Origin of the sequence: Xanthomonas sp. NCPPB 1128, from assembly GCF_001043115.1 — a bacterium.
In the GTDB taxonomy this organism is placed as follows: Bacteria; Pseudomonadota; Gammaproteobacteria; order Xanthomonadales; family Xanthomonadaceae; genus Xanthomonas_A.
This window is the reverse complement of the sequence record NZ_LFME01000020.1, coordinates 65,334-82,876: the sequence shown is the minus strand read 5'-3', so window position 1 is coordinate 82,876 and position 17,543 is coordinate 65,334. Positions and strand designations below refer to the sequence as shown.

Annotated in this window: 18 protein-coding genes; 16 read left to right on the top strand and 2 right to left on the bottom strand. The window is 69.8% G+C overall.

All coding sequences use genetic code 11. The features are described 5' to 3' along the window. Positions 1–80: 80 nt before the first annotated feature. From ACP93_RS13330 to ACP93_RS13315, 4 genes are all read left to right on the top strand, one after another. Entirely contained in the window at positions 81–953 is an 873-nt protein-coding gene (locus ACP93_RS13330; protein WP_048491154.1) for a peptidylprolyl isomerase, read from the top strand. An 11-nt stretch (positions 954–964) separates the two neighbouring features. Continuing rightward, positions 965–1,798, top strand: a complete 834-nt coding sequence (locus tag ACP93_RS13325; RefSeq protein WP_131721626.1) for a hypothetical protein — start codon at positions 965–967, stop codon at positions 1,796–1,798. Positions 1,799–1,876: 78 nt separating this feature from the next. Then, entirely contained in the window at positions 1,877–2,653 is a 777-nt protein-coding gene (gene xth, locus ACP93_RS13320; RefSeq protein ID WP_048491153.1) for an exodeoxyribonuclease III, read from the top strand. After that, positions 2,650–3,081, top strand: coding sequence for a GFA family protein (locus ACP93_RS13315; protein ID WP_048491152.1), 432 nt, complete (start codon positions 2,650–2,652; stop codon positions 3,079–3,081). The genes xth and ACP93_RS13315 overlap by 4 nt, the downstream gene beginning before the upstream one ends. Positions 3,082–3,145: 64 nt before the next feature. Here ACP93_RS13315 and ACP93_RS13310 read toward each other — a convergent pair whose 3' ends face one another. Continuing rightward, positions 3,146–3,397 carry a GlsB/YeaQ/YmgE family stress response membrane protein gene (locus ACP93_RS13310; RefSeq protein ID WP_048491151.1) on the bottom strand — a complete coding sequence of 84 codons (252 nt, stop codon included), beginning with the start codon at positions 3,395–3,397 and terminating at the stop codon, positions 3,146–3,148. A 129-nt stretch (positions 3,398–3,526) separates the two neighbouring features. On the opposite strand from ACP93_RS13310, the gene ACP93_RS13305 reads away from it, so the two are divergent. The 12 genes from ACP93_RS13305 (at position 3,527) to ACP93_RS13250 (ending at position 14,272) form a co-directional block, all read left to right on the top strand. Further along, complete coding sequence (locus ACP93_RS13305) at positions 3,527–4,153, top strand: 4'-phosphopantetheinyl transferase family protein (RefSeq protein WP_082143462.1); 627 nt, start codon at positions 3,527–3,529, stop codon at positions 4,151–4,153. 122 nt (positions 4,154–4,275) lie between these two features. Continuing rightward, positions 4,276–5,604 (top strand): Fic family protein, encoded by a 1,329-nt coding sequence (locus ACP93_RS13300; protein ID WP_048491150.1) that lies wholly within the window; start codon positions 4,276–4,278, stop codon positions 5,602–5,604. Between the two features lie 91 nt (positions 5,605–5,695). Further along, positions 5,696–6,337: a 16S rRNA (guanine(527)-N(7))-methyltransferase RsmG gene (rsmG, locus tag ACP93_RS13295; RefSeq protein WP_048491149.1), complete on the top strand. Its 642-nt coding sequence runs from the start codon at positions 5,696–5,698 to the stop codon at positions 6,335–6,337. 89 nt (positions 6,338–6,426) lie between these two features. Next, on the top strand, positions 6,427–7,224 hold the full coding sequence (locus ACP93_RS13290) for a ParA family protein (RefSeq protein ID WP_048491148.1): 798 nt from the start codon (positions 6,427–6,429) through the stop codon (positions 7,222–7,224). Beyond that, a complete protein-coding gene (locus ACP93_RS13285) occupies positions 7,224–8,144 on the top strand; it encodes a ParB/RepB/Spo0J family partition protein (protein ID WP_017908742.1) in 921 nt (306 codons plus the stop codon). The genes ACP93_RS13290 and ACP93_RS13285 overlap by 1 nt, the downstream gene beginning before the upstream one ends. A gap of 36 nt (positions 8,145–8,180) precedes the next feature. Then, the gene (locus tag ACP93_RS13280; protein WP_017908743.1) at positions 8,181–8,489 is read left to right on the top strand and encodes a helix-hairpin-helix domain-containing protein; all 309 of its coding nucleotides are present in this window, start codon (positions 8,181–8,183) and stop codon (positions 8,487–8,489) included. A gap of 40 nt (positions 8,490–8,529) precedes the next feature. Beyond that, positions 8,530–9,255 carry a suppressor of fused domain protein gene (locus tag ACP93_RS13275; RefSeq protein ID WP_048491147.1) on the top strand — a complete coding sequence of 242 codons (726 nt, stop codon included), beginning with the start codon at positions 8,530–8,532 and terminating at the stop codon, positions 9,253–9,255. 58 nt (positions 9,256–9,313) lie between these two features. After that, positions 9,314–10,279: an NAD-dependent epimerase/dehydratase family protein gene (locus tag ACP93_RS13270; protein WP_048491146.1), complete on the top strand. Its 966-nt coding sequence runs from the start codon at positions 9,314–9,316 to the stop codon at positions 10,277–10,279. An 83-nt stretch (positions 10,280–10,362) separates the two neighbouring features. After that, the gene (locus ACP93_RS13265) at positions 10,363–11,085 is read left to right on the top strand and encodes a glycosyltransferase family 2 protein (RefSeq protein ID WP_048491145.1); all 723 of its coding nucleotides are present in this window, start codon (positions 10,363–10,365) and stop codon (positions 11,083–11,085) included. 1 nt (position 11,086) lies between these two features. Further along, complete coding sequence (locus ACP93_RS13260) at positions 11,087–11,428, top strand: lipid-A-disaccharide synthase N-terminal domain-containing protein (RefSeq protein WP_048491144.1); 342 nt, start codon at positions 11,087–11,089, stop codon at positions 11,426–11,428. A gap of 238 nt (positions 11,429–11,666) precedes the next feature. Then, a complete protein-coding gene (locus ACP93_RS21185; protein WP_204243691.1) occupies positions 11,667–12,146 on the top strand; it encodes an REP-associated tyrosine transposase in 480 nt (159 codons plus the stop codon). 311 nt (positions 12,147–12,457) lie between these two features. Further along, positions 12,458–14,272, top strand: coding sequence for a DUF885 domain-containing protein (locus ACP93_RS13250; protein WP_204243690.1), 1,815 nt, complete (start codon positions 12,458–12,460; stop codon positions 14,270–14,272). A 57-nt stretch (positions 14,273–14,329) separates the two neighbouring features. Here the strand turns inward: ACP93_RS13250 and ACP93_RS13245 are convergent, their stop codons facing one another. Further along, positions 14,330–17,539, bottom strand: coding sequence for an efflux RND transporter permease subunit (locus ACP93_RS13245; RefSeq protein WP_048491143.1), 3,210 nt, complete (start codon positions 17,537–17,539; stop codon positions 14,330–14,332). Positions 17,540–17,543: the final 4 nt, after the last annotated feature.

Genomic DNA, 17,543 nt, shown 5'->3' with positions numbered 1-17,543 from the left:
GGCGGCCGGCCCCGCGGTCGGTCGCCGTGTTGCGGCCGCGGCGCTTCGGCGCCGCGCGCCGCCCTCTCCTGGAGAAGCGCATGTCCCTGTCTTTCGCTAAGTCCGTCGCCAGGTCCGCCACCCTGGCCACCTGCGTGCTGGCTGCCTTTGCCGCCCCGGCCGCCGAGACCGCCAGCGCCGACCCGGTGGTGCTGCGCGTCGGTGCGCAGCAGTTCACCGCCAGCGAGTACCGCGCCCTGGCCGGCGACGCCACGCGCGGTGCCGCCGGTATCGACGACGCCTCGGTGGTGCGCCGTTTCGCCGACCGCGCCATCCTGCTCGACCAGGCGCGGCAACAGCATCTTCAGGACGACCCGGTGGTGGCCGCGCGCCTGCGTCGTGCCGCCGACGCGATCCTGGCCGAGGCCGCGCAGGCGCGGCTCGGCGCCGACGCGCACATCGACGAGGCGATGCTGCGCCGGCAGTTCGACGCGCATCCGGACGACTACACCGAATACCACCTGCGGCACCTGTTCGTCGCCCTGCATCCGCAGGGCGGGCCGCGCAGCGGGCACATCCTGACCGAGGCACAGGCCCTGCAGCGCGCCGAGGCGCTCAAGCGCCAGCTCGACGGCGGTGCCGATTTCGCCACCCTGGCCATGCGCGAGTCCGACGACACCGCCACCGCCGGCGAGGGCGGGCAGCTGTCGCCGACCTTCGGCCGCTACCTGGCCGATGCGTTCGACGCGCCGATCCGCCAACTCGCGGTGGAACAGGTCTCCGCACCGGTGCGCGGCCCCGACGGCTACCACCTGATCCGACTCGATGCGAAGACCGCGGCGCGCTTCGACGCGGTGCGCGGGCAGATCGACCTGCAGTTGCGCGAGCAGGCCGCGGCCGACGCCATGCAGCGCCTGCGCCAGGCGCAGCCGATGGCGTTCGACCGCGACGCCTACACTGCCGCGGCCCGCTGAGCATGGCGGCGATGCGGCGGGCGCTGCTTTGGTGCGGCGGCGCGGTGGTGCTGGTCGCGTTCGCGCTTGCGGCGAAGCTGATGCCGCCGACGGCCGCGCCCGCCGTTGCCGCGAACGCGGCGCAGGCACCGGCGCTGCCGCGGTCTGCAGCACCGTCGCCGCTGCCGACGTCCGCGACCACGTCGCCCGATGCGGCGCTGGCGGCCGGCACCAGCGAGGCGCAGCGCCTGTTCGCCACCGCGCTGTTGGCGCTGGATTGCCGGCAGCGCGCGCAAGCGCCGCCGTCCCGACCGGCAGTGCTGCCGGGCGCGGACGCCGAGGACGCCGCGGCCGCTGCGGCGCGCCGGATGGCCGAGCGGCAACGTCTCGCGGCCTGTCGCCGCGTGGCCGGCCTCGATGCCGCGCAGATCGAGGCGATGTTGCGCAGCGCGGCCGCGCGCGGCGATGCCGACGCGCAACGCCAACTGCTGGCGCAGCGGGTGACGCAGTTGGTCGCGCGTGCCGGTCGCGTCGACGCGGAGGGGCAACGCACGCCGCTGTCGGCCGCCGACGAGCGCGATGCCGAGGATGTGGTGACGCAATTGGAAGACCGCGCCCTGCACGGCGACCGCACGTCGATCGACGCCTTGGCGCAACTGCTGCGCGCGCCCTGGCTGGCGGTGGCCGATCCGCCGTACGCCGCGGCCTGGCAACTGGCGGCGCGGCAGCCGCCGGAGCGGCCGTTCCCGCCGCCGGACCAGGCGCTCGGCGCCGAGGAACTGCTCGACGGCTTGAACGAGGCGCAGCGCCAGCAGGCCCTGAGCCTGGCGCCGGCGCTGTTCGCGCAGTGCTGCGCGCGGCGCTGAACGGCCTGGGACCGCGGGTTTGGCCGCCGCCGCGGCTGCGGTCAGAATAGCGGCCGGCTTCCCCGTCCCGGATTTCCCTTGAAGATCGCCAGCTGGAACGTCAACTCGCTCAACGTGCGCCTGCCGCACCTGCAACAGTGGCTGGCCGCGTTCGCGCCGGACGTGGTCGGGATCCAGGAGACCAAGCTGGAAGACCACAAGTTTCCCGACACGGCGCTGGCCGAGGCCGGCTACCGCAGCGTGTTCGCCGGGCAGAAGACCTACAACGGCGTGGCGATCCTGTCGCGCCTGCCGATCGGCGACGTGCAGATCGGCGTGCCGGGCCTGGAGGATGAGCAGAAGCGCGCCATCGCCGCCACCGTCGGCGACCTGCGCATCGTCAATCTGTACGTGGTCAACGGCCAGGACGTGGGCACCGACAAGTACGCCTACAAGCTGCGCTGGCTCGAGGCGGTGCACGCCTGGCTGGCCGACGAGCTGCAGCGGCATCCGCGGCTGGTGGTGCTGGGCGACTTCAACATCGCCCCGGACGCGCGCGACGTGCACGATCCGCTGGTGTGGAGCGACAACCACATCCTCACCTCCACCGCCGAGCGCGGCGCCCTGCACAAGCTGCTTGCCCTGGGCCTGCACGACGGCTTCCGCCTGCACCATGCCGACGGCGGCATCTTCAGCTGGTGGGATTACCGCCAGGCCGGCTTCCGCCGCGACCTGGGCCTGCGCATCGACCTGACCCTGGTGTCCGAGGCACTGAAGGCGCGCACCCGCGGCGCCGGCATCGACCGCGAACCGCGCAGCTGGGACCGCCCCAGCGACCACGCGCCGGCCTGGGTCGAGCTGGAGCCGGCGGCATGAGCGAGCGCCACGTGCGCCGCTGCATCGACAAGGTCGGCGACACCGCGATCGCGCCGTTGCACCGGCTCAGCTGCCACTGCGGTGCGGTGCAGATCGACCTGGAACTGCCGCAGGGCATCGTCGACCCGCGCCGCTGCAACTGCTCGCTGTGCCGGCGCCGCGGCGCCATCGTCGCCTCGGTGCCGCTGGCTGCGCTGCATGTCCGCCTGGGCGAGCAGGCGCTGCGCCTGTACCAGTTCCACACCCACACCGCGCAGCACTACTTCTGCGGTACCTGCGGGATCTACACGCATCACCGGCGCCGTTCCGATCCGAGCCTGTACGGCTACAACGTCGGCTGCCTGGAGGGCGTGGACCCGTACGCGCTGGCCATCGCGGTGCCGGTGGAGGACGGCGTGCGGCATCCGGCCGACCGCGCTGCGTCGTGAGCGCGGCCGCAAACGCAAAACGCCCGGCGAACCGGGCGTTTGCGCAAGTGGCGAGGGCGACGCGTCAGCGTGCGCGGCCGCGGGTGAACAGGTTGACGATCGCCAGCAGGATGATCGCGCCGATCAGCGAATACAGGAACGTCCACAGGGTGATCGCCTGGTTGATACCGCCGCCGAACAGCCAGCCGGCGACCAGCGCGCCGACGATGCCGACCACGATGTTCAGGATGATGCCCTGCTGTGCGTCACGGCGCATGATGATGCTGGCCAGCCAGCCCACGATGCCGCCGACGATCAACCAGATGATGATGCCCATGCGTCAGACTCCTCGGTTCGGCCCGCACCAGGAGCGGTGGGGTGGGCGCCATTTAAGGAGCGCCGCCGTGAAGCGGCCGTATAACGCCGGCCGCACAGCGCAGCGGCCATTGCGCTTTGTGGGCGCCGCGTGAGCGCGCCGCTGCCGCCCGTGGCCGCCGGTGCCGCCGAGACGCCGGACTGGCGTTTCGGCCCGGTGGCGCTGTGGCTGCGCCCGCATCCGCCGCGGACCTCCGGCGAGGCCCAGGCGCGGCGCTTGCTGGCCGGCGAGCTGGCGGTGCCGGCGGTGCAGCTGCCGCTGCGCCGCGACGCGCGCGGCCGGCCCGGGCTGCATGCGCCGCTGGCGCACCTGGACACCGGCTGGAGCCACAGCGGCGACTACCTGCTGGTGGCGGTGGCCGCGCACGCGCGGCTGGGCGTGGACATCGAGCGGCAGCGGCCGCGGCCGCGCCTGCTGGAACTGGCGCAGCGCTTCTTCCACCCGGACGAGGTGGCGCAGCTGGCCGCACTGGCGGCGCCGGCACGCGAGGCGCTGTTCTTCCGTCTGTGGTGCGCCAAGGAGGCGGTGCTCAAGGCGCATGGCCATGGCATCGCCTTCGGCCTGCACCGGCTGCGCTTCGCCGAGGACGCCGTCGGTGCGCTGCACCTGGTCTGGTGCGATCCGGGACTGGGCGCGGCCGAGGCCTGGCACCTGCACGAATGGGAGGCCGCGCCCGGCTATCGGGCCGCGTTGGCCTGGTGGCCAGAGCTGCCGTAGTTTCCATGGCCTCTGGTTCGTGTTGCAGCCTTGTGACCCCGATGTCGGCATCGGAGACTGGACAGGTCGTGCTTTGATGCAATTTGATGTAAAAAGATATATATGTTTTATAGGAAAGCACGATGAAGCTCCCTGTGCCGCCCCCAGACAGCTGGCGTCTTCTTGCTGAAGAACCTGAACGAATGATGAGAGTGTTCAGGGCGAAGATCGGCCCCGAGGTGGCCGGAAGCTACGAGCACTGGGACAAACTCAGGCATAGAGTCGCGCCAGATGGCCTTACCACAGAAGAATGGTGGGCTGGCATAAAGTGGAGCCGTCAAGCGCTGGCGCGCGAACTTGATCTGGTGGACAAAGACGACGAGAACTTCGTCGTTTCCATCACCGATTCGATGCAGCGCAGACTTCACTACATTGATCGCGAGGCGGCTGGGGCGATCAAAGGAATGGAGAGCAGCGGTGGACAGAACAGGTTTCTGATCCGTTCGCTGATCGAAGAGGCCATGACCTCGTCCCAGCTCGAGGGAGCAGCCACCACCCGGGCGGTTGCAAAAGAGATGTTATCGACTGGCAGGCTGCCGCGCGATCAGTCGGAGAGAATGATCTACAACAACTACCTCGCGATGAACATGATTCGCGAGAGGGGTAAGCGGCCAATCACGCCCGAGGAAGTGCTGGAACTGCATAGCATCCTGACGGACGGGACACTGGAAAGCGCGGAATACTCTGGCCGATATCGTTCGGTGGGAGACAATGTCGTCATCTACGACCGAGGTTCCCCGCCGACGCTGCTGCATGTCCCGCCGCCTGCAATCCAAGTGGCAGACAGGATGAGACGGCTTTGTGCGTTCGCGAACGACACGGCGAGCGAAACCTTCATTCATCCGGTCGTGCGCGCCATCGCCATTCACTTCCAGATCGGATACGACCATCCATTCGTTGATGGGAACGGACGAACGGCCAGAGCGCTCTTCTACTGGAGCATGATGAACTCCGGCTACTGGTTGACCGAATATCTGTCGATTTCGAGCGTGTTGAAGAAGTCGCCTGGGAAATACATGCGGGCCTATCTTTACACCGAGAGCGATGGTGCCGATCTGAGCTATTTCGTCTCGCAGCAGTTGGAAGCGATCGAGCAGTCCATCCAGGCGTTGCACACGTATATCGCGAAGAAGCAACAGGAAGATCGGCTGGCACGTCACGTGCTGCGCAAGGCGCATGTGGGCGACGCCGTGCTGAATCACAGGCAGCGCGCCTTGCTGGCCAATGCACTGAAGGATCCTGATCGGCCATACACCGTGGCCGGGCATCGGTCGGCGCACACGATCACCTATCCAACAGCGCTGGGCGACCTGAATTCCCTGGTCGCTGCGGGCCTGCTCCACAAGCAACGGGTCGGCAAGGCGTTCGAATACTACCCGGTACCTGGCCTGGCACGTATGTTGGGAGCCTGACCGCCCCGGGCGGCCTGCTGAGCCTCCTATTCGTTCCGGGAAATGCTTTGGGTCAGAGTGCGGCAGCGGTGCCACCTGCGATAATCCGCCGATGACCGATGCCTCTCTCCCCGATTCCGTCCGTGTCGCGCTCGAGCAGGGCCTGCACGCGCAAGGCCTGGACGCCGCCGCGCTGGCGCCGCCGCTGCTGGCCTATCTGGCGCTGCTGACGCGCTGGAACCGCACCTACAACCTGACCGCGATCCGCGACCCGCACGAGATGGTGACCCGCCATTTGCTGGATTCGCTGGCGATGCAGCCGTTCGCCCGCGAGGGCGCGCTGGCCGACCTGGGCACCGGCCCAGGACTGCCCGGCATCCCGCTGGCGATCGCGCGGCCGCAGCTGCGGGTGACCCTGGTCGAGAGCAACGGCAAGAAGGCGCGGTTCCTGCGCGAGGCGGTGCGCCAGCTGCGCCTGGACAACGCGCGGGTGGCGGAGTCGCGCGCCGAGGCGCTGGACGAAGCCGGCACCTACGATCTGCTGACCGCGCGCGCGCTGCACACGCTGGCCGGCATCGTCGCCGTCGGCGGCCACCTGCTGCGCCCGGGCGGGCGCCTGCTGGCGATGAAGGGTGTGCGCCCGGACGAGGAGATCGCCGCGCTGCCGCCGGGCTGGGTGGCGCCGACCGTGCATCCGCTGCAGGTCCCCGGCCTGGGCGCCGACCGCCATCTGGTGGTGGTCGAGCGCGGTTGAGCGGCGGCCGCGGCCGGCCCCGATTTCCGCCACGGGGGCTGTGACCGCATAATGCCCGGTCCCACCCCCATCGCCGACGAGGCTCCCGCATGGCCCGCATCATCGCCATCGCCAACCAGAAGGGCGGCGTCGGCAAGACCACCACCGCGGTCAACCTGGCCGCGTCGCTGGCGCGGCAGTCGCAGCGCGTGCTGCTGGTGGACCTGGACTCGCAGGGCAATGCCACGATGGGCAGCGGCATCGACAAGCGCGAACTGGCCGCCTCCACCTGCGACGTGCTGCTCGGCGAGAGCAGCGCCGAGCAGATCCGGGTAACCGCGCCGGAAGGCTTCGACTTGCTGCCGGGCAACATCGATCTCACCGCCGCCGAGATCCAGCTGATGGACCAGCCGGCGCGCGAGCAGCGGCTGAAGACCGCGCTGTCGCCGCTGCGCGAGGCCTACGATTTCATCCTGATCGACTGTCCGCCGGCGCTGTCGCTGCTGACCCTGAACGCGCTGACCGCCGCCGATTCGGTGATCGTGCCGATGCAGTGCGAGTACTACGCGCTGGAAGGACTGACCGCGCTGCTGGAGACCATCGAGGCGCTGCGCGCCGAGCTGAACCCGGCGCTGGAGATCGAAGGCGTGCTGCGGACCATGTTCGACGTGCGCAACAACCTGGCCAACGCGGTGTCGGCGGAGCTGACCAACCACTTCGGCGACAAGGTGTTCCGCACCATCGTGCCGCGCAACGTGCGCCTGGCCGAGGCGCCCAGCCATGGCCAGAGCATCGTCGGCTACGACCGCACCTCGCGCGGCGGCGTCGCCTACCTGGGGCTGGCCGGCGAGATCGTGCGCCGCCGCAACGAACGCAATCGGCCGATGCCGGCCATGGAGACCGTCTGATGAGTGCCAAGCCCCCCGCCCTCGGAGCGAAGAAGCGCGGCCTCGGCCGTGGCCTGGAAGCGCTGCTGGGGCCGAAGGGCGCGGCCGCGCCGGCGCCCACCGCCGAATTGCAGCCGGGCGAGAGCCTGCGCCGCCTGCCGGTCGGGCAGCTGCAGCCGGGCAAGTACCAGCCGCGCCAGGAGATGGACGAGGCCAAGCTGCAGGAGCTGGCCGAGTCGATCAAGGCGCAGGGCGTGATCCAGCCGATCGTCGCCCGCGAACTGGCGCCGGGCAGCTTCGAGATCGTCGCCGGCGAACGCCGCTGGCGCGCCTCGCAGCTGGCCGGCCTCAGCGAGGTGCCGGTGGTGGTGCGCGAGCTCGACGACCGCACCGTCATCGCCATGGCGCTGATCGAGAACATCCAGCGCGAGGACCTCAATCCACTGGAAGAGGCGCAGGCGCTGCAGCGGCTGATCGACGAATTCTCGCTGACCCACGCCGAGGCCGCCGAGGCGGTGGGCCGCTCGCGCGCCTCGGTGTCCAACCTGCTACGCCTGCTGGAACTGCCGCCGGCGATCCGCGCGCTGCTGGAAGCGCGGCGCCTGGAGATGGGCCATGCGCGCGCGCTGCTGACGCTGTCGCCGGAGCTGGCCAGCCGCCTGGCCTCCGACGCCGCTGACCAGGGCTGGTCGGTGCGCGAGGTCGAGCACCGCGCGCAGCAGTTCGCCGCCGGCAAGGTGCCCAGCAACCGCAAGGCCAAGCCGGCGCGCACCGCGCCGCAGGCCGACATCGCCTCGCTGGAGACCGAACTGTCCGAGTCGCTGGGCACCAAGGTGTCCATCGCCCACGGCCGCGGCGGCAAGGGCAAGCTGGTGATCCACTACACCGACCTGGACACGCTGGACGGCGTGCTCGAGAAACTGCGTCCGCGGCAGGCCTGAGCGCCGCCGCCCGCGTCCGCCAGGACCGCCTCCGCCATGCATCCCAGCAAGGTCGACCGCCACCATCTGCTGCGCCTGACCGACCTGCCCAACGTCGGCCCGGCTTGCGAGAAGGACCTGCGCCTGATCGGCATCCGCGTGCCCGCGCACCTGCAGGGCCGCGACCCCTATGACATGTACGCGCAGCTGTGCCTGCGTACCGGCGTGGTCCATGACCACTGCGTGATCGACGTGTTCCTGTCGATCGTGCGCTTCATGCAGGGCGAAACGCCGCGCCCGTGGTGGGAATTCAGCAAGGAGCGCAAGGCGGCGCTGGCCAAGGACGCGCCGCTGACCCTGCGCTGAGGCCGCGCGCCGCAGCACTGGCCAGCAACCGGAGCATCGCATGAGCAACCAGGACACGCAGATCAGCCCGGGCGGCAGCCCGATCCTGCAGCACCGCGAGGAAAAGCCGTTCGCACCGGCGCGCGGCGAATCCTGCATCGAACAGATCGGCGCGCACATCGAGCGCCACCTGGGGCCGGTCTCCGGCGTGTTGCACGAGATCATTTCCGACACCGTGCACCTGGACGTGCACGTGGTGCCGGCGACGGCGGAGGCACCGTACCTGCGGCTGGTGACCTCGGGCATGAGCGACCTGCCGATGGCCGTGCCCGAGGGCGTGGAGGCTCCGCGCTTCATAGAGCTGATGCTGACCCTGCCGCCGGACTGGCCGATCACCCAGGACGACTTCCAGGATGAGCGCCATTACTGGCCGGTGCGCCTGCTCAAGACCCTGGCGCGGCTGCCGCACAAGTACGACACCTGGCTGGGCTTCGGCCACACCGTGCCCAATGGTCACCCGGCCGAGCCGTACGCGCCCGGCGTCGGCTTCGACGGGGCGATCGTGCTGCCGCCGGTGAGCACGCCCGAGGCGTTTGGGGAACTGGTCGTCGATGCCGACAAGACCATCGTGTTCATGACCCTAGTGCCGCTGTATCCGCAAGAGATGGCGCTCAAGCTGAAGAAGGGGGCCGAGGCGCTGCTGGACCGCTTCGACGCCAAGGGCCTGCGGGACGTGATCGATCCCGCCCGGCCCAATGTCGCCCGCAAGCGCTTCGGGCTGTTCTGACCTGCCGTTCCGACCCACACACCGCGCACGCCGTTCCACGCTTTCCAGGACTTTCGCCATGCCCATCCTCGTCACCGGCGCCGCCGGCTTCATCGGTGCCCACACCGTCCGCGCGCTGCGCGCCGCCGGGCAACTGGTGGTGGGCCTGGACAACTACAACGACTACTACGACCCGCAGCTCAAGCGCGACCGCGTCGCCGCGCTGTGCGCTGATGCCGACATCCGCACCCTCGACCTGACCGACCGCGACGGCCTGGCCGCGCTGTTCGCGGAGGTGCGGCCGACCCGCGTGGTGCACCTGGCCGCGCAGGCCGGGGTGCGCTATTCGCTGCAGAATCCCTACGCCTACGTCGACAGCAACCTGGTCGGCTTCGTCAACATGCTGGAGCTGTGCCGGCACCGCGGCGTGCAGCATCTGGTCTACGCCTCCAGCAGCTCGGTGTACGGCGATTCGGCGACGCCGCCGTTCTCCGAGGACCAGCGCATCGACCAGCCGCGCTCGCTGTACGCGGCGACCAAGGCCGCCAACGAGCTGATGGCGCACACCTATGCGCAGCTGTACGGCCTGCGCGCCACCGGGCTGCGCTTCTTCACCGTGTACGGCCCCTGGGGCCGCCCGGACATGGCGCCGCTGCTGTTCAGCCGTGCTGTGCTGGCCGGGCGCCCGATCGAGGTGTTCAACCACGGGCGCATGCGCCGCGACTTCACCTTCGTCGCCGACATCGTCGCCGGCGTGCTCGGCGCGCTCGATCATCCCTCCAGTGAGGCGGTGCCGCACCGTGTGTTCAACCTCGGCAACCACACCCCGGTGGAGCTGGAGCACTTCATCGCGGTGATCGAGGCCGCCGCCGGGCGCAGCGCCGAAAAGCTGTACCGGCCGATGCAGCCGGGCGACATGATCGAGACGATGGCCGATACTGCGCGAGCCCACGCCGCGTTCGGCTTCGATCCGAGCACCCCGATCGAGGTCGGCCTGCCGCAGGTGGTGGCCTGGTGCCGGGCGTACTTCGGCGCCACCGCCTGACGCTTCATGCGCGGATCATCGCTCCGCGGCACAATGCCCCGCTTTTTCCCCCACGCGCCCCCGCGCCCAGCCCTGCCGAATCCATGAGCCAGCTTTCCCTTTCCGTCGTCGTCCCGGTGTTCAACGAGCGCGACAACGTGCCGCCGCTGGTCGCCGAGATCGTCGCCGCGCTGCGCGGCACGATCGATTTCGAGATCGTCTACGTCGACGACCATTCGCGGGACGACACCCTGGCGGTGCTCGAAGGGCTGAAGGCCTCCACCCCGGAGTTGCGCGTGCTGCACCATGTCAGCCAGAGCGGGCAGAGCACCGCGGTGCGCAACGGCGTCAAGGCCGCGCGCGGGCTGTGGATCGCCACCCTCGACGGCGACGGCCAGAACGACCCGGCCGACATCCCCAAGCTGCTGGCCGCGCGCGCCAAAGCCGCGCCGCTGGTCAAGCTGTTCGCCGGCTGGCGGGTGTCGCGGCAGGATTCGGGCAGCAAGCGTTGGGCGTCGAAGTGGGCCAACGCGATCCGCGCGCGCATGCTGCGCGACGACACCCCGGACACCGGCTGCGGCATCAAGCTGTTCGAACGCGAGGCGTTCCTGGATCTGCCGTACTTCGACCACATGCACCGCTACCTGCCGGCCTTGATGCAGCGCGCCGGCTGGCAGACCCTGAGCGTGCCGGTGAACCACCGCCACCGCACCTCCGGCGTGTCCAAGTACAACAACCTCAACCGCGCCCTGGTCGGCATCCGCGACCTGCGCGGCGTGGCCTGGCTGATCGCGCGCAGCCGCCGCACCGCGGTGCAGGAGCGCTGAGATGGACGCGCATTTCCTCAACGAACCGATCCAGGCGCTGTACTGGACCGGGCTGCACGTCACCGGCTGGAAGCTGATCGGCTATGTCGGCGCGCTGATGTTCGGCGGCCGCTGGCTGGTGCAGTTCGTCGCCTCCAAGCGCGCCGGCAAGCCGGTGATCCCGCGCCTGTTCTGGTACATGAGCGTGGTCGGCAGCCTGATGACGCTGAGCTACTTCATGTTCTCGGCCAAGCAGGACTCGGTGGGCGTGCTGCAGAACCTGTTCCCCGCCTTCACCGCCTTCTACAGCCTGTACCTGGACATCAAGCACCGCGGCTGGCGCCGCGACCGCGCCTCGCATTGAGCGCGCCGCGTGCCTGCGCGTGATCGCAGGCGGAGCGCAACAGCTCCCGATCGCGGCTCGCTCCATCGTAGGAGCGGCTTCAGCCGCGACCAGGGTCCTGCCGCCCCCGCGGACATGTCGGCAAGCACGTGCACCGCCTCTGCCAGTGCCGTTCCGACACGGATTCGAGCACTATTCCGACAAGCTCTAACGCCAGGCGCCGCTGTTGCCGCGCTGCCATGAGCGAGATGCTGGTGCCATGCACATCGAACCAGCCAAAGGCCATCGTGCGCTGCGCACTGGACGCCACAGCGATGCGGGGCAGCTCTACCTGCTGACCGCAGTGACCTTCCAGCGTGCGCCTTTGTTCGCCGATTGGCGATGCGCCCATGCGGCTGCGGCGTGCCTGGCAGAACGAGGTACCTGGCCCGATGCTCGCCTGCTGTGCTGGGTGCTGATGCCCGATCACTGGCATGGCCTGATCGAACTACAGGCCACGATCACATTGGCAGATGCCATGCAGCGGGCGAAGGGGCGGTGTGCCCAGGCAGTGAATCGTGCGCGTGGGCGTGGAGGTTGCGTCTGGTCGCGCGGCTTTCACGACCATGCGCTGCGGCGCGACGAAGACGTCTTGCACGTAGCCCGTTACATCGTAGCCAATCCATTGCGTGCCGGCCTGGCGCCGCGCTTGGGCGACTACCCTTATTGGGATGCGATGTGGCTGACTTCTCCATCGTGAAGTGGTAGTCGTGACCGTGAGGAGTTTCCAGCCAACGGCGAGGCGCATGTGTAGGGCATCTAATCACTACGGAAGGCCTACTGTCTGTAGGAGCGGCTTCAGCCGCGACGGGCATTGCCGGTAACGCCCGTCGCGGCTGAAGCCGCTCCTACAAAATCACGGCATGCCCCGCTGGTTCCGGCAAAAGCGGGTTGGCAGATGCCCTAATACTGTCATCGCATGCCATCGCCCCACACAGGACTTCCGGCCCACCCGCCAAGCCGGGTCGGAATGCGATCATCGACGGTCCGTTCCCGCCGTGTGCCGCTCCCATGCCGATGTTTGCCAAGACCCCGCTGGCCGCTTCCCTGCTGCTCGCCTTTGCCGTGGCCGCGCCCGCGCTGGCTGCACCGCCGGCGTCCTCGACGTCCAGTGCAGCGCCGGCCACGGCCGCTGCCAGCGCCGCCGATGCGCGCTTCCAGGCCATCTACGAGAAGGAGTGGGCCTGGCGCCAGGCGCAGCTCGGCCAGGCCGACGAGGACAGCGACAGCAGCGGCGACAACCGCCGCCTGCCCGACGTCGGCGCGGCGGCGCAGGCGGCACACCTGAAGGTGTGGGAGGACGTGCTGCGGCAGCTGGACACGCTCGATGCAGCCCAGCTCTCGCCGGAGAACCAGGTGAACCTGGCGGTGTACCGGCCGCAGGTGGAGAACCTGGCCGCGTCGGTGCGGCTGCGCGCCTACGAAATGCCGTTCAACTCCGACAGCGCGTTCTGGTCGGACCTGGCGTTCATGGCCCGGCGCAACCTGCGCACTGCGGACGAGTACCGCGCCTACATCGCGCGGCTGGAGGACGTGCCGCGCTACTTCGCGCAGCAGACCGACAACATGCGCGCCGGGCTCAAGCGCGGTTTCAGCGTGCCGCGCGCGGTGCTCGACGGCCGCGACGGCGCCATCGCCAATGTGGCCGAGCTGAAGGATCCGACTGCCGCGGTGCTGTACACGCCGTTCAAGCAGATGCCGGCGCAGATCCCGGCCGCCGAGCAGGCGCAGCTGCGCGCGCAGGCGCAGGCGGCGCTGCGCGACAAGGTGATCCCGGCCTATGCGCAGCTGCTCACCTTCTATCGCCAGGAGTACATGCCGCAGGCGCGCACCACGCTGGCCGCCGAAGCCCTGCCCGACGGCAAGGCCTACTACCGGCAGCAGATCCGCGAGTACACCACGCTGGACATGGATCCGGAGCAGATCCACCAGCTCGGCCTGCGCGAGGTGGCGCGGATCCAGAAGGAGATGGACGCGATCATCCAGCAGGTCGGCTTCCAGGCGCCGGCCGGGCAGAAGACCTTCCCGGCGTTCCTGCAGTTCCTGCGCACCGATCCGCAGTTCTACGTGAAGACCCCGCAGGAACTGCTTGATCGCGCCGCGTGGATCGCCAAGCGCGTGGACGGGGAGGTCGGCAAGTTCATCGGCACGCTGCCGCGCGGGCGCTTCACCATCGTGCCGGTGCCGGCGGACATCGCGCCGTTCTGGACCGCCGGCCGCGGCGGCGTCGGCACTTACTGGCTCAACACCTACGACCTGCCGTCGCGGCCGCTGTACAACCTGCCGGCGCTGACCCTGCACGAGTCCTCGCCGGGCCATTCGCTGCAGGGCGCGCTGGCCGAGGAGCAAGGCGCGCAGCCGGCGTTCCGCCGCGAGAACTACATCTCCGCCTACGGCGAGGGCTGGGCGCTGTACACCGAGAAGCTGGGCAAGGAGATGGGCATCTACGCCACGCCCTACGAGGACTTCGGCCGGCTCAGCTACGAGATGTGGCGCGCCTGCCGCCTGGTGATCGACACCGGCGTGCACCACAAGGGCTGGACCCGGGCGCAGGCGCAGGCCTACCTGCGCGAGCGCACCGCGCTCAGCGAGCACGAGGTCACCACCGAGGTCGACCGCTACATCTCCTGGCCGGGCCAGGCGCTGAGCTACAAGCTCGGCGAACTGACCATCCTCGACCTGCGTGCCGAGGCCGAGCGCGAACTCGGCCCGGACTTCGACATCAAGTCCTTCCACGACGCGGTGCTGCAGCAGGGTTCGGTGCCGCTGCCGGTGTTGCAGCAGCAGATCCGCGCCTACATCGCCGCGCGCAAGAAGAAGGCCTGACCGCCGCCGCACAGGCCGGCGCCGCTTCCGTCGGGAAGGGTGCCGGCCTGTGGCGGGTCAGCCGGCGTGGCGCGGCCCGGCTACGCGCGCGGCGAAGGTTGGCAGTACCAGCAAGGTCAGTGCAGTGGCGGTGATCAGTCCGCCGATCACCACCGTCGCCAGCGGTTTCTGCACTTCCGCACCGGACCCGCTGGCGATGGCCATCGGAATGAAGCCGACGATCGCCACCAGCGCGGTGGTCAGTACCGCGCGGATGCGGCTGCCAGCGCCGTCGATCGCCGCCTGCAGCGGCAGGTCGCCGGCCTCCAGGCGTTCGCGGATCGCCTGCATCAGCACCAGGCCGTTCAAGGTGGCCACCCCGGAGACGGCGATGAAGCCCACGGCGGCCGATACCGAGAACGGCATGCCGCGCAGCAACAGGGCAAGCAGGCCGCCGACCAGCGCCAGCGGCACGCAGCTGAACACCAGCACCGCTTCCTTGACGCTGCGCAATGCCATGAACAGCAGGCCGCCGATCAGCAGGAACACCACTGGCACCACGGTCGCCAGCCGCCGCTCCGCACGCTGCAGGTTCTCGAACTGGCCGCCCCAGGTCAGGTAGGCACCCGGCGGCAGTTGCACGCCGGCCACCGCGGCCTGCGCCGCGCCGACGAAGCCCCCCAGGTCGCGGCCGCGCACGTTGGCCTGCACCACCACGCGGCGGCTGCCGTTGTCGCGGCTGATCTGGTTCGGCCCTTCGCTGACGGTGATGCGCGCCACCGACGACAGCGGAATCACCTGCCCCGTCGGCGTGGCGATCGGCAGCGCGGCCAACTGGTCCGGATCGTTGCGCGCGGTATCGTCCATCCGCACCACCACGTCGAAGCGGCGGTCGCCCTCGAAGAGCTGGCCGGCGGCGCGGCCGCCGATGCCGGTGGCCAGCGCGTCGCTCACGTCCGCCGCGCTCAGCCCGACCTGCGCCGCGGCCATGTGGTCGATGGTCACATTGAGCGTGGGCAGGCCGGAGATCTGCTCCACCCGCACGTCGGCCGCGCCCTCCACCGCGCGCAGCTTCAGCGCGATCTGCTCGGCCACCTTCTGCAACTGGCCGAAGTCGTCGCCGAAGATCATCACCGCCAGGTCGGTGCGCACGCCGGAGATCAGCTCGTTGAAGCGCAATTCGATCGGTTGGCTGAACTCGAAGCTGTTGCCGAGCTGCTGGCCTGTCAGCCTCTCCAGGCGGGCCACCAACTGCGCCTTGCCCAGCGCCGGATCGGGCCAGTCCTTGCGGGGCTTGAGCACGATCACGCTGTCGGAGACGTTGGTCGGCATCGGGTCGATCGCCGCCTCGGCGGTGCCGGTCCGCGAGAACACGGTCGCCACTTCCGGCTGCGTGGCGATGGCCTTCTCCAGCGCCAATTGCATCGCCAGCGACTGTTCCAGCGAGGTGGACGGCACGCGCAGGGCCTGCATCGCCACGTTGCCTTCGTCCAGCGTCGGCATGAACTCGCGGCCCAGCAGCGCGAACGCGCCGATGCCCGCCAGCAGCATCGCCACCGCACCGGCGGCAACCGTGCGCGGATGCGCGACGGCCTTGCCGATCACCGGTTCTATGCGTGTGCGCAGTGCGCGGATCAGTCGCGTTTCATGCGCCCCGTCGGCCGCATGCGCAGCATCGTCCCGCGGTTTCGGCTCGCGCACCAGCAGCGCGGCCATCGCCGGCACGAAGGTGAAGGACAACAGGAACGCGCCGACCAGGGCCAGCATGAAGGTGGCCGCCATCGGCTGGAACGTCTTGCCCTCCACGCCTTCCAGGGCGAGGATCGGCGCGAATACCAGCAGGATGATCAACTGGCCGAAGGCGGCCGGCCGCGCCATCTTGCGCGCCGCTTCGGCGGCCACGCCCAGGCGCTCGGTCGCGCTCAACCCGCGGCCCAGCGCGGCGCGGCGCTGGCCGAGCAGCAGCAGGGTCGATTCGATCACGATCACCGCCCCGTCCACCAGGATGCCGAAGTCCAGCGCACCCAGGCTCATCAGGTTGCCGCTGATGCCGAAGCGCTGCATGCCGATCACCGCGAACAGGAACGACAGGGGAATCACCAGCGCGGTGATGGCGGCCGCGCGCAGGTTGCCCAGCAACAGGAACAGGATCACCACCACCAGCAGCGCGCCTTCGGTGAGGTTCCTGGCCACGGTCTTGATGGTCGCGTTGACCAGCACGCTGCGGTCCAGTACCGGCACCGCGACGATGTCGGGCGGCAACGACGCGTTCACCTGCGCCAGCCGCGCGGCCGCGGCCTGCGCCACGGTGCGGCTGTTGCCGCCAGCGATCATCAGCGCGGTCCCCAGCACCGCCTCGTGGCCGTTGCGGCTGGCCGCGCCCAGGCGTGGCGCCCGACTCAGCGCCACCTCGGCGACGTCGGCCACGCGCACCACGATGCCGTTGCGGCTGGCCACCGGTGCCTGCGCGAGATCGTCGGCCGTCTGTGCCAGGCCGTCGGCACGCACTACCAGGCCTTCGCCGGCACGCTGCACGAACCCGGCGCCGGCCTGCACGTTGGCGCGCTGCAGGGCGGTGACCAGGTCGGCCAGGCCCAGGCCATGCGCGGCCAGCCGCGCGCTGTCCGGATGCACGCCGTATTCCTTGACGTAGCCGCCGACCGTATCGACGCCGGCCAGTCCCGGGCTGGAGCGCATCTGCGGCGCGATGATCCAGTCCTGCACGGTGCGCAGATAGGTGGCGCGCTCTTCCGGCGTGCGCAGCAGCTCGCCTTCCGGCGTGCGGTAGACCGCGCCGGCCTGCCAACCCGCCGTGCCCGGCCGGGCCAGCCTGGCCGGGTCGAACGCGGTGAAGTCCACCGTCCACATCAGCACCTCGCCCAGGCCGGTGGTGACCGGCGACAGTTGCGGCGATGCTCCTTCGGGCAGGTCGTCCACGGCCTCGCGGATGCGTTCGGCCACCTGCTGGCGCGCGAAGTAGATGTCGGTCGCATCGGTGAAGATCGCGGTGACCTGCGAAAAGCCGTTGCGCGACAGCGAGCGGGTCGCGGTCAGGCCGGGGATGCCGGCCAACGTGGTTTCCAGCGGGTAGGTCACCTGCCGCTCGATCTGCTCCGGGGTCAGTGCCGGTGCCACCGTATTGAGCTGCACCTGGCGGTTGGTGATGTCCGGGACCGCGTCGATCGGCAGCCTGCCCAACTGGAACAGGCCGACGGCAGCGAGCAGTGCGGCCAGGGCCACCACCAGCCAGCGGTAGCGCACGGCGGTGTCGATGATCAGCTTGAACATGGTC

Coding starts and splice junctions, on each gene's coding strand:
- ACP93_RS13315 (WP_048491152.1), top strand. CDS start 2,650: ATGAGCGAGCGCCACGTGCGCCGCTGCATCGACAAGGTCGGCGACACC.
- ACP93_RS13260 (WP_048491144.1), top strand. CDS start 11,087: ATGGACGCGCATTTCCTCAACGAACCGATCCAGGCGCTGTACTGGACC.
- ACP93_RS13290 (WP_048491148.1), top strand. CDS start 6,427: ATGGCCCGCATCATCGCCATCGCCAACCAGAAGGGCGGCGTCGGCAAG.
- ACP93_RS13280 (WP_017908743.1), top strand. CDS start 8,181: ATGCATCCCAGCAAGGTCGACCGCCACCATCTGCTGCGCCTGACCGAC.
- rsmG (WP_048491149.1), top strand. CDS start 5,696: ATGACCGATGCCTCTCTCCCCGATTCCGTCCGTGTCGCGCTCGAGCAG.
- ACP93_RS13325 (WP_131721626.1), top strand. CDS start 965: ATGCGGCGGGCGCTGCTTTGGTGCGGCGGCGCGGTGGTGCTGGTCGCG.
- ACP93_RS13250 (WP_204243690.1), top strand. CDS start 12,458: ATGCCGATGTTTGCCAAGACCCCGCTGGCCGCTTCCCTGCTGCTCGCC.
- ACP93_RS21185 (WP_204243691.1), top strand. CDS start 11,667: ATGCACATCGAACCAGCCAAAGGCCATCGTGCGCTGCGCACTGGACGC.
- ACP93_RS13285 (WP_017908742.1), top strand. CDS start 7,224: ATGAGTGCCAAGCCCCCCGCCCTCGGAGCGAAGAAGCGCGGCCTCGGC.
- ACP93_RS13300 (WP_048491150.1), top strand. CDS start 4,276: ATGAAGCTCCCTGTGCCGCCCCCAGACAGCTGGCGTCTTCTTGCTGAA.
- ACP93_RS13310 (WP_048491151.1), bottom strand. CDS start 3,397: ATGGGCATCATCATCTGGTTGATCGTCGGCGGCATCGTGGGCTGGCTG.
- ACP93_RS13270 (WP_048491146.1), top strand. CDS start 9,314: ATGCCCATCCTCGTCACCGGCGCCGCCGGCTTCATCGGTGCCCACACC.
- ACP93_RS13275 (WP_048491147.1), top strand. CDS start 8,530: ATGAGCAACCAGGACACGCAGATCAGCCCGGGCGGCAGCCCGATCCTG.
- ACP93_RS13330 (WP_048491154.1), top strand. CDS start 81: ATGTCCCTGTCTTTCGCTAAGTCCGTCGCCAGGTCCGCCACCCTGGCC.
- ACP93_RS13245 (WP_048491143.1), bottom strand. CDS start 17,539: ATGTTCAAGCTGATCATCGACACCGCCGTGCGCTACCGCTGGCTGGTG.
- ACP93_RS13265 (WP_048491145.1), top strand. CDS start 10,363: ATGAGCCAGCTTTCCCTTTCCGTCGTCGTCCCGGTGTTCAACGAGCGC.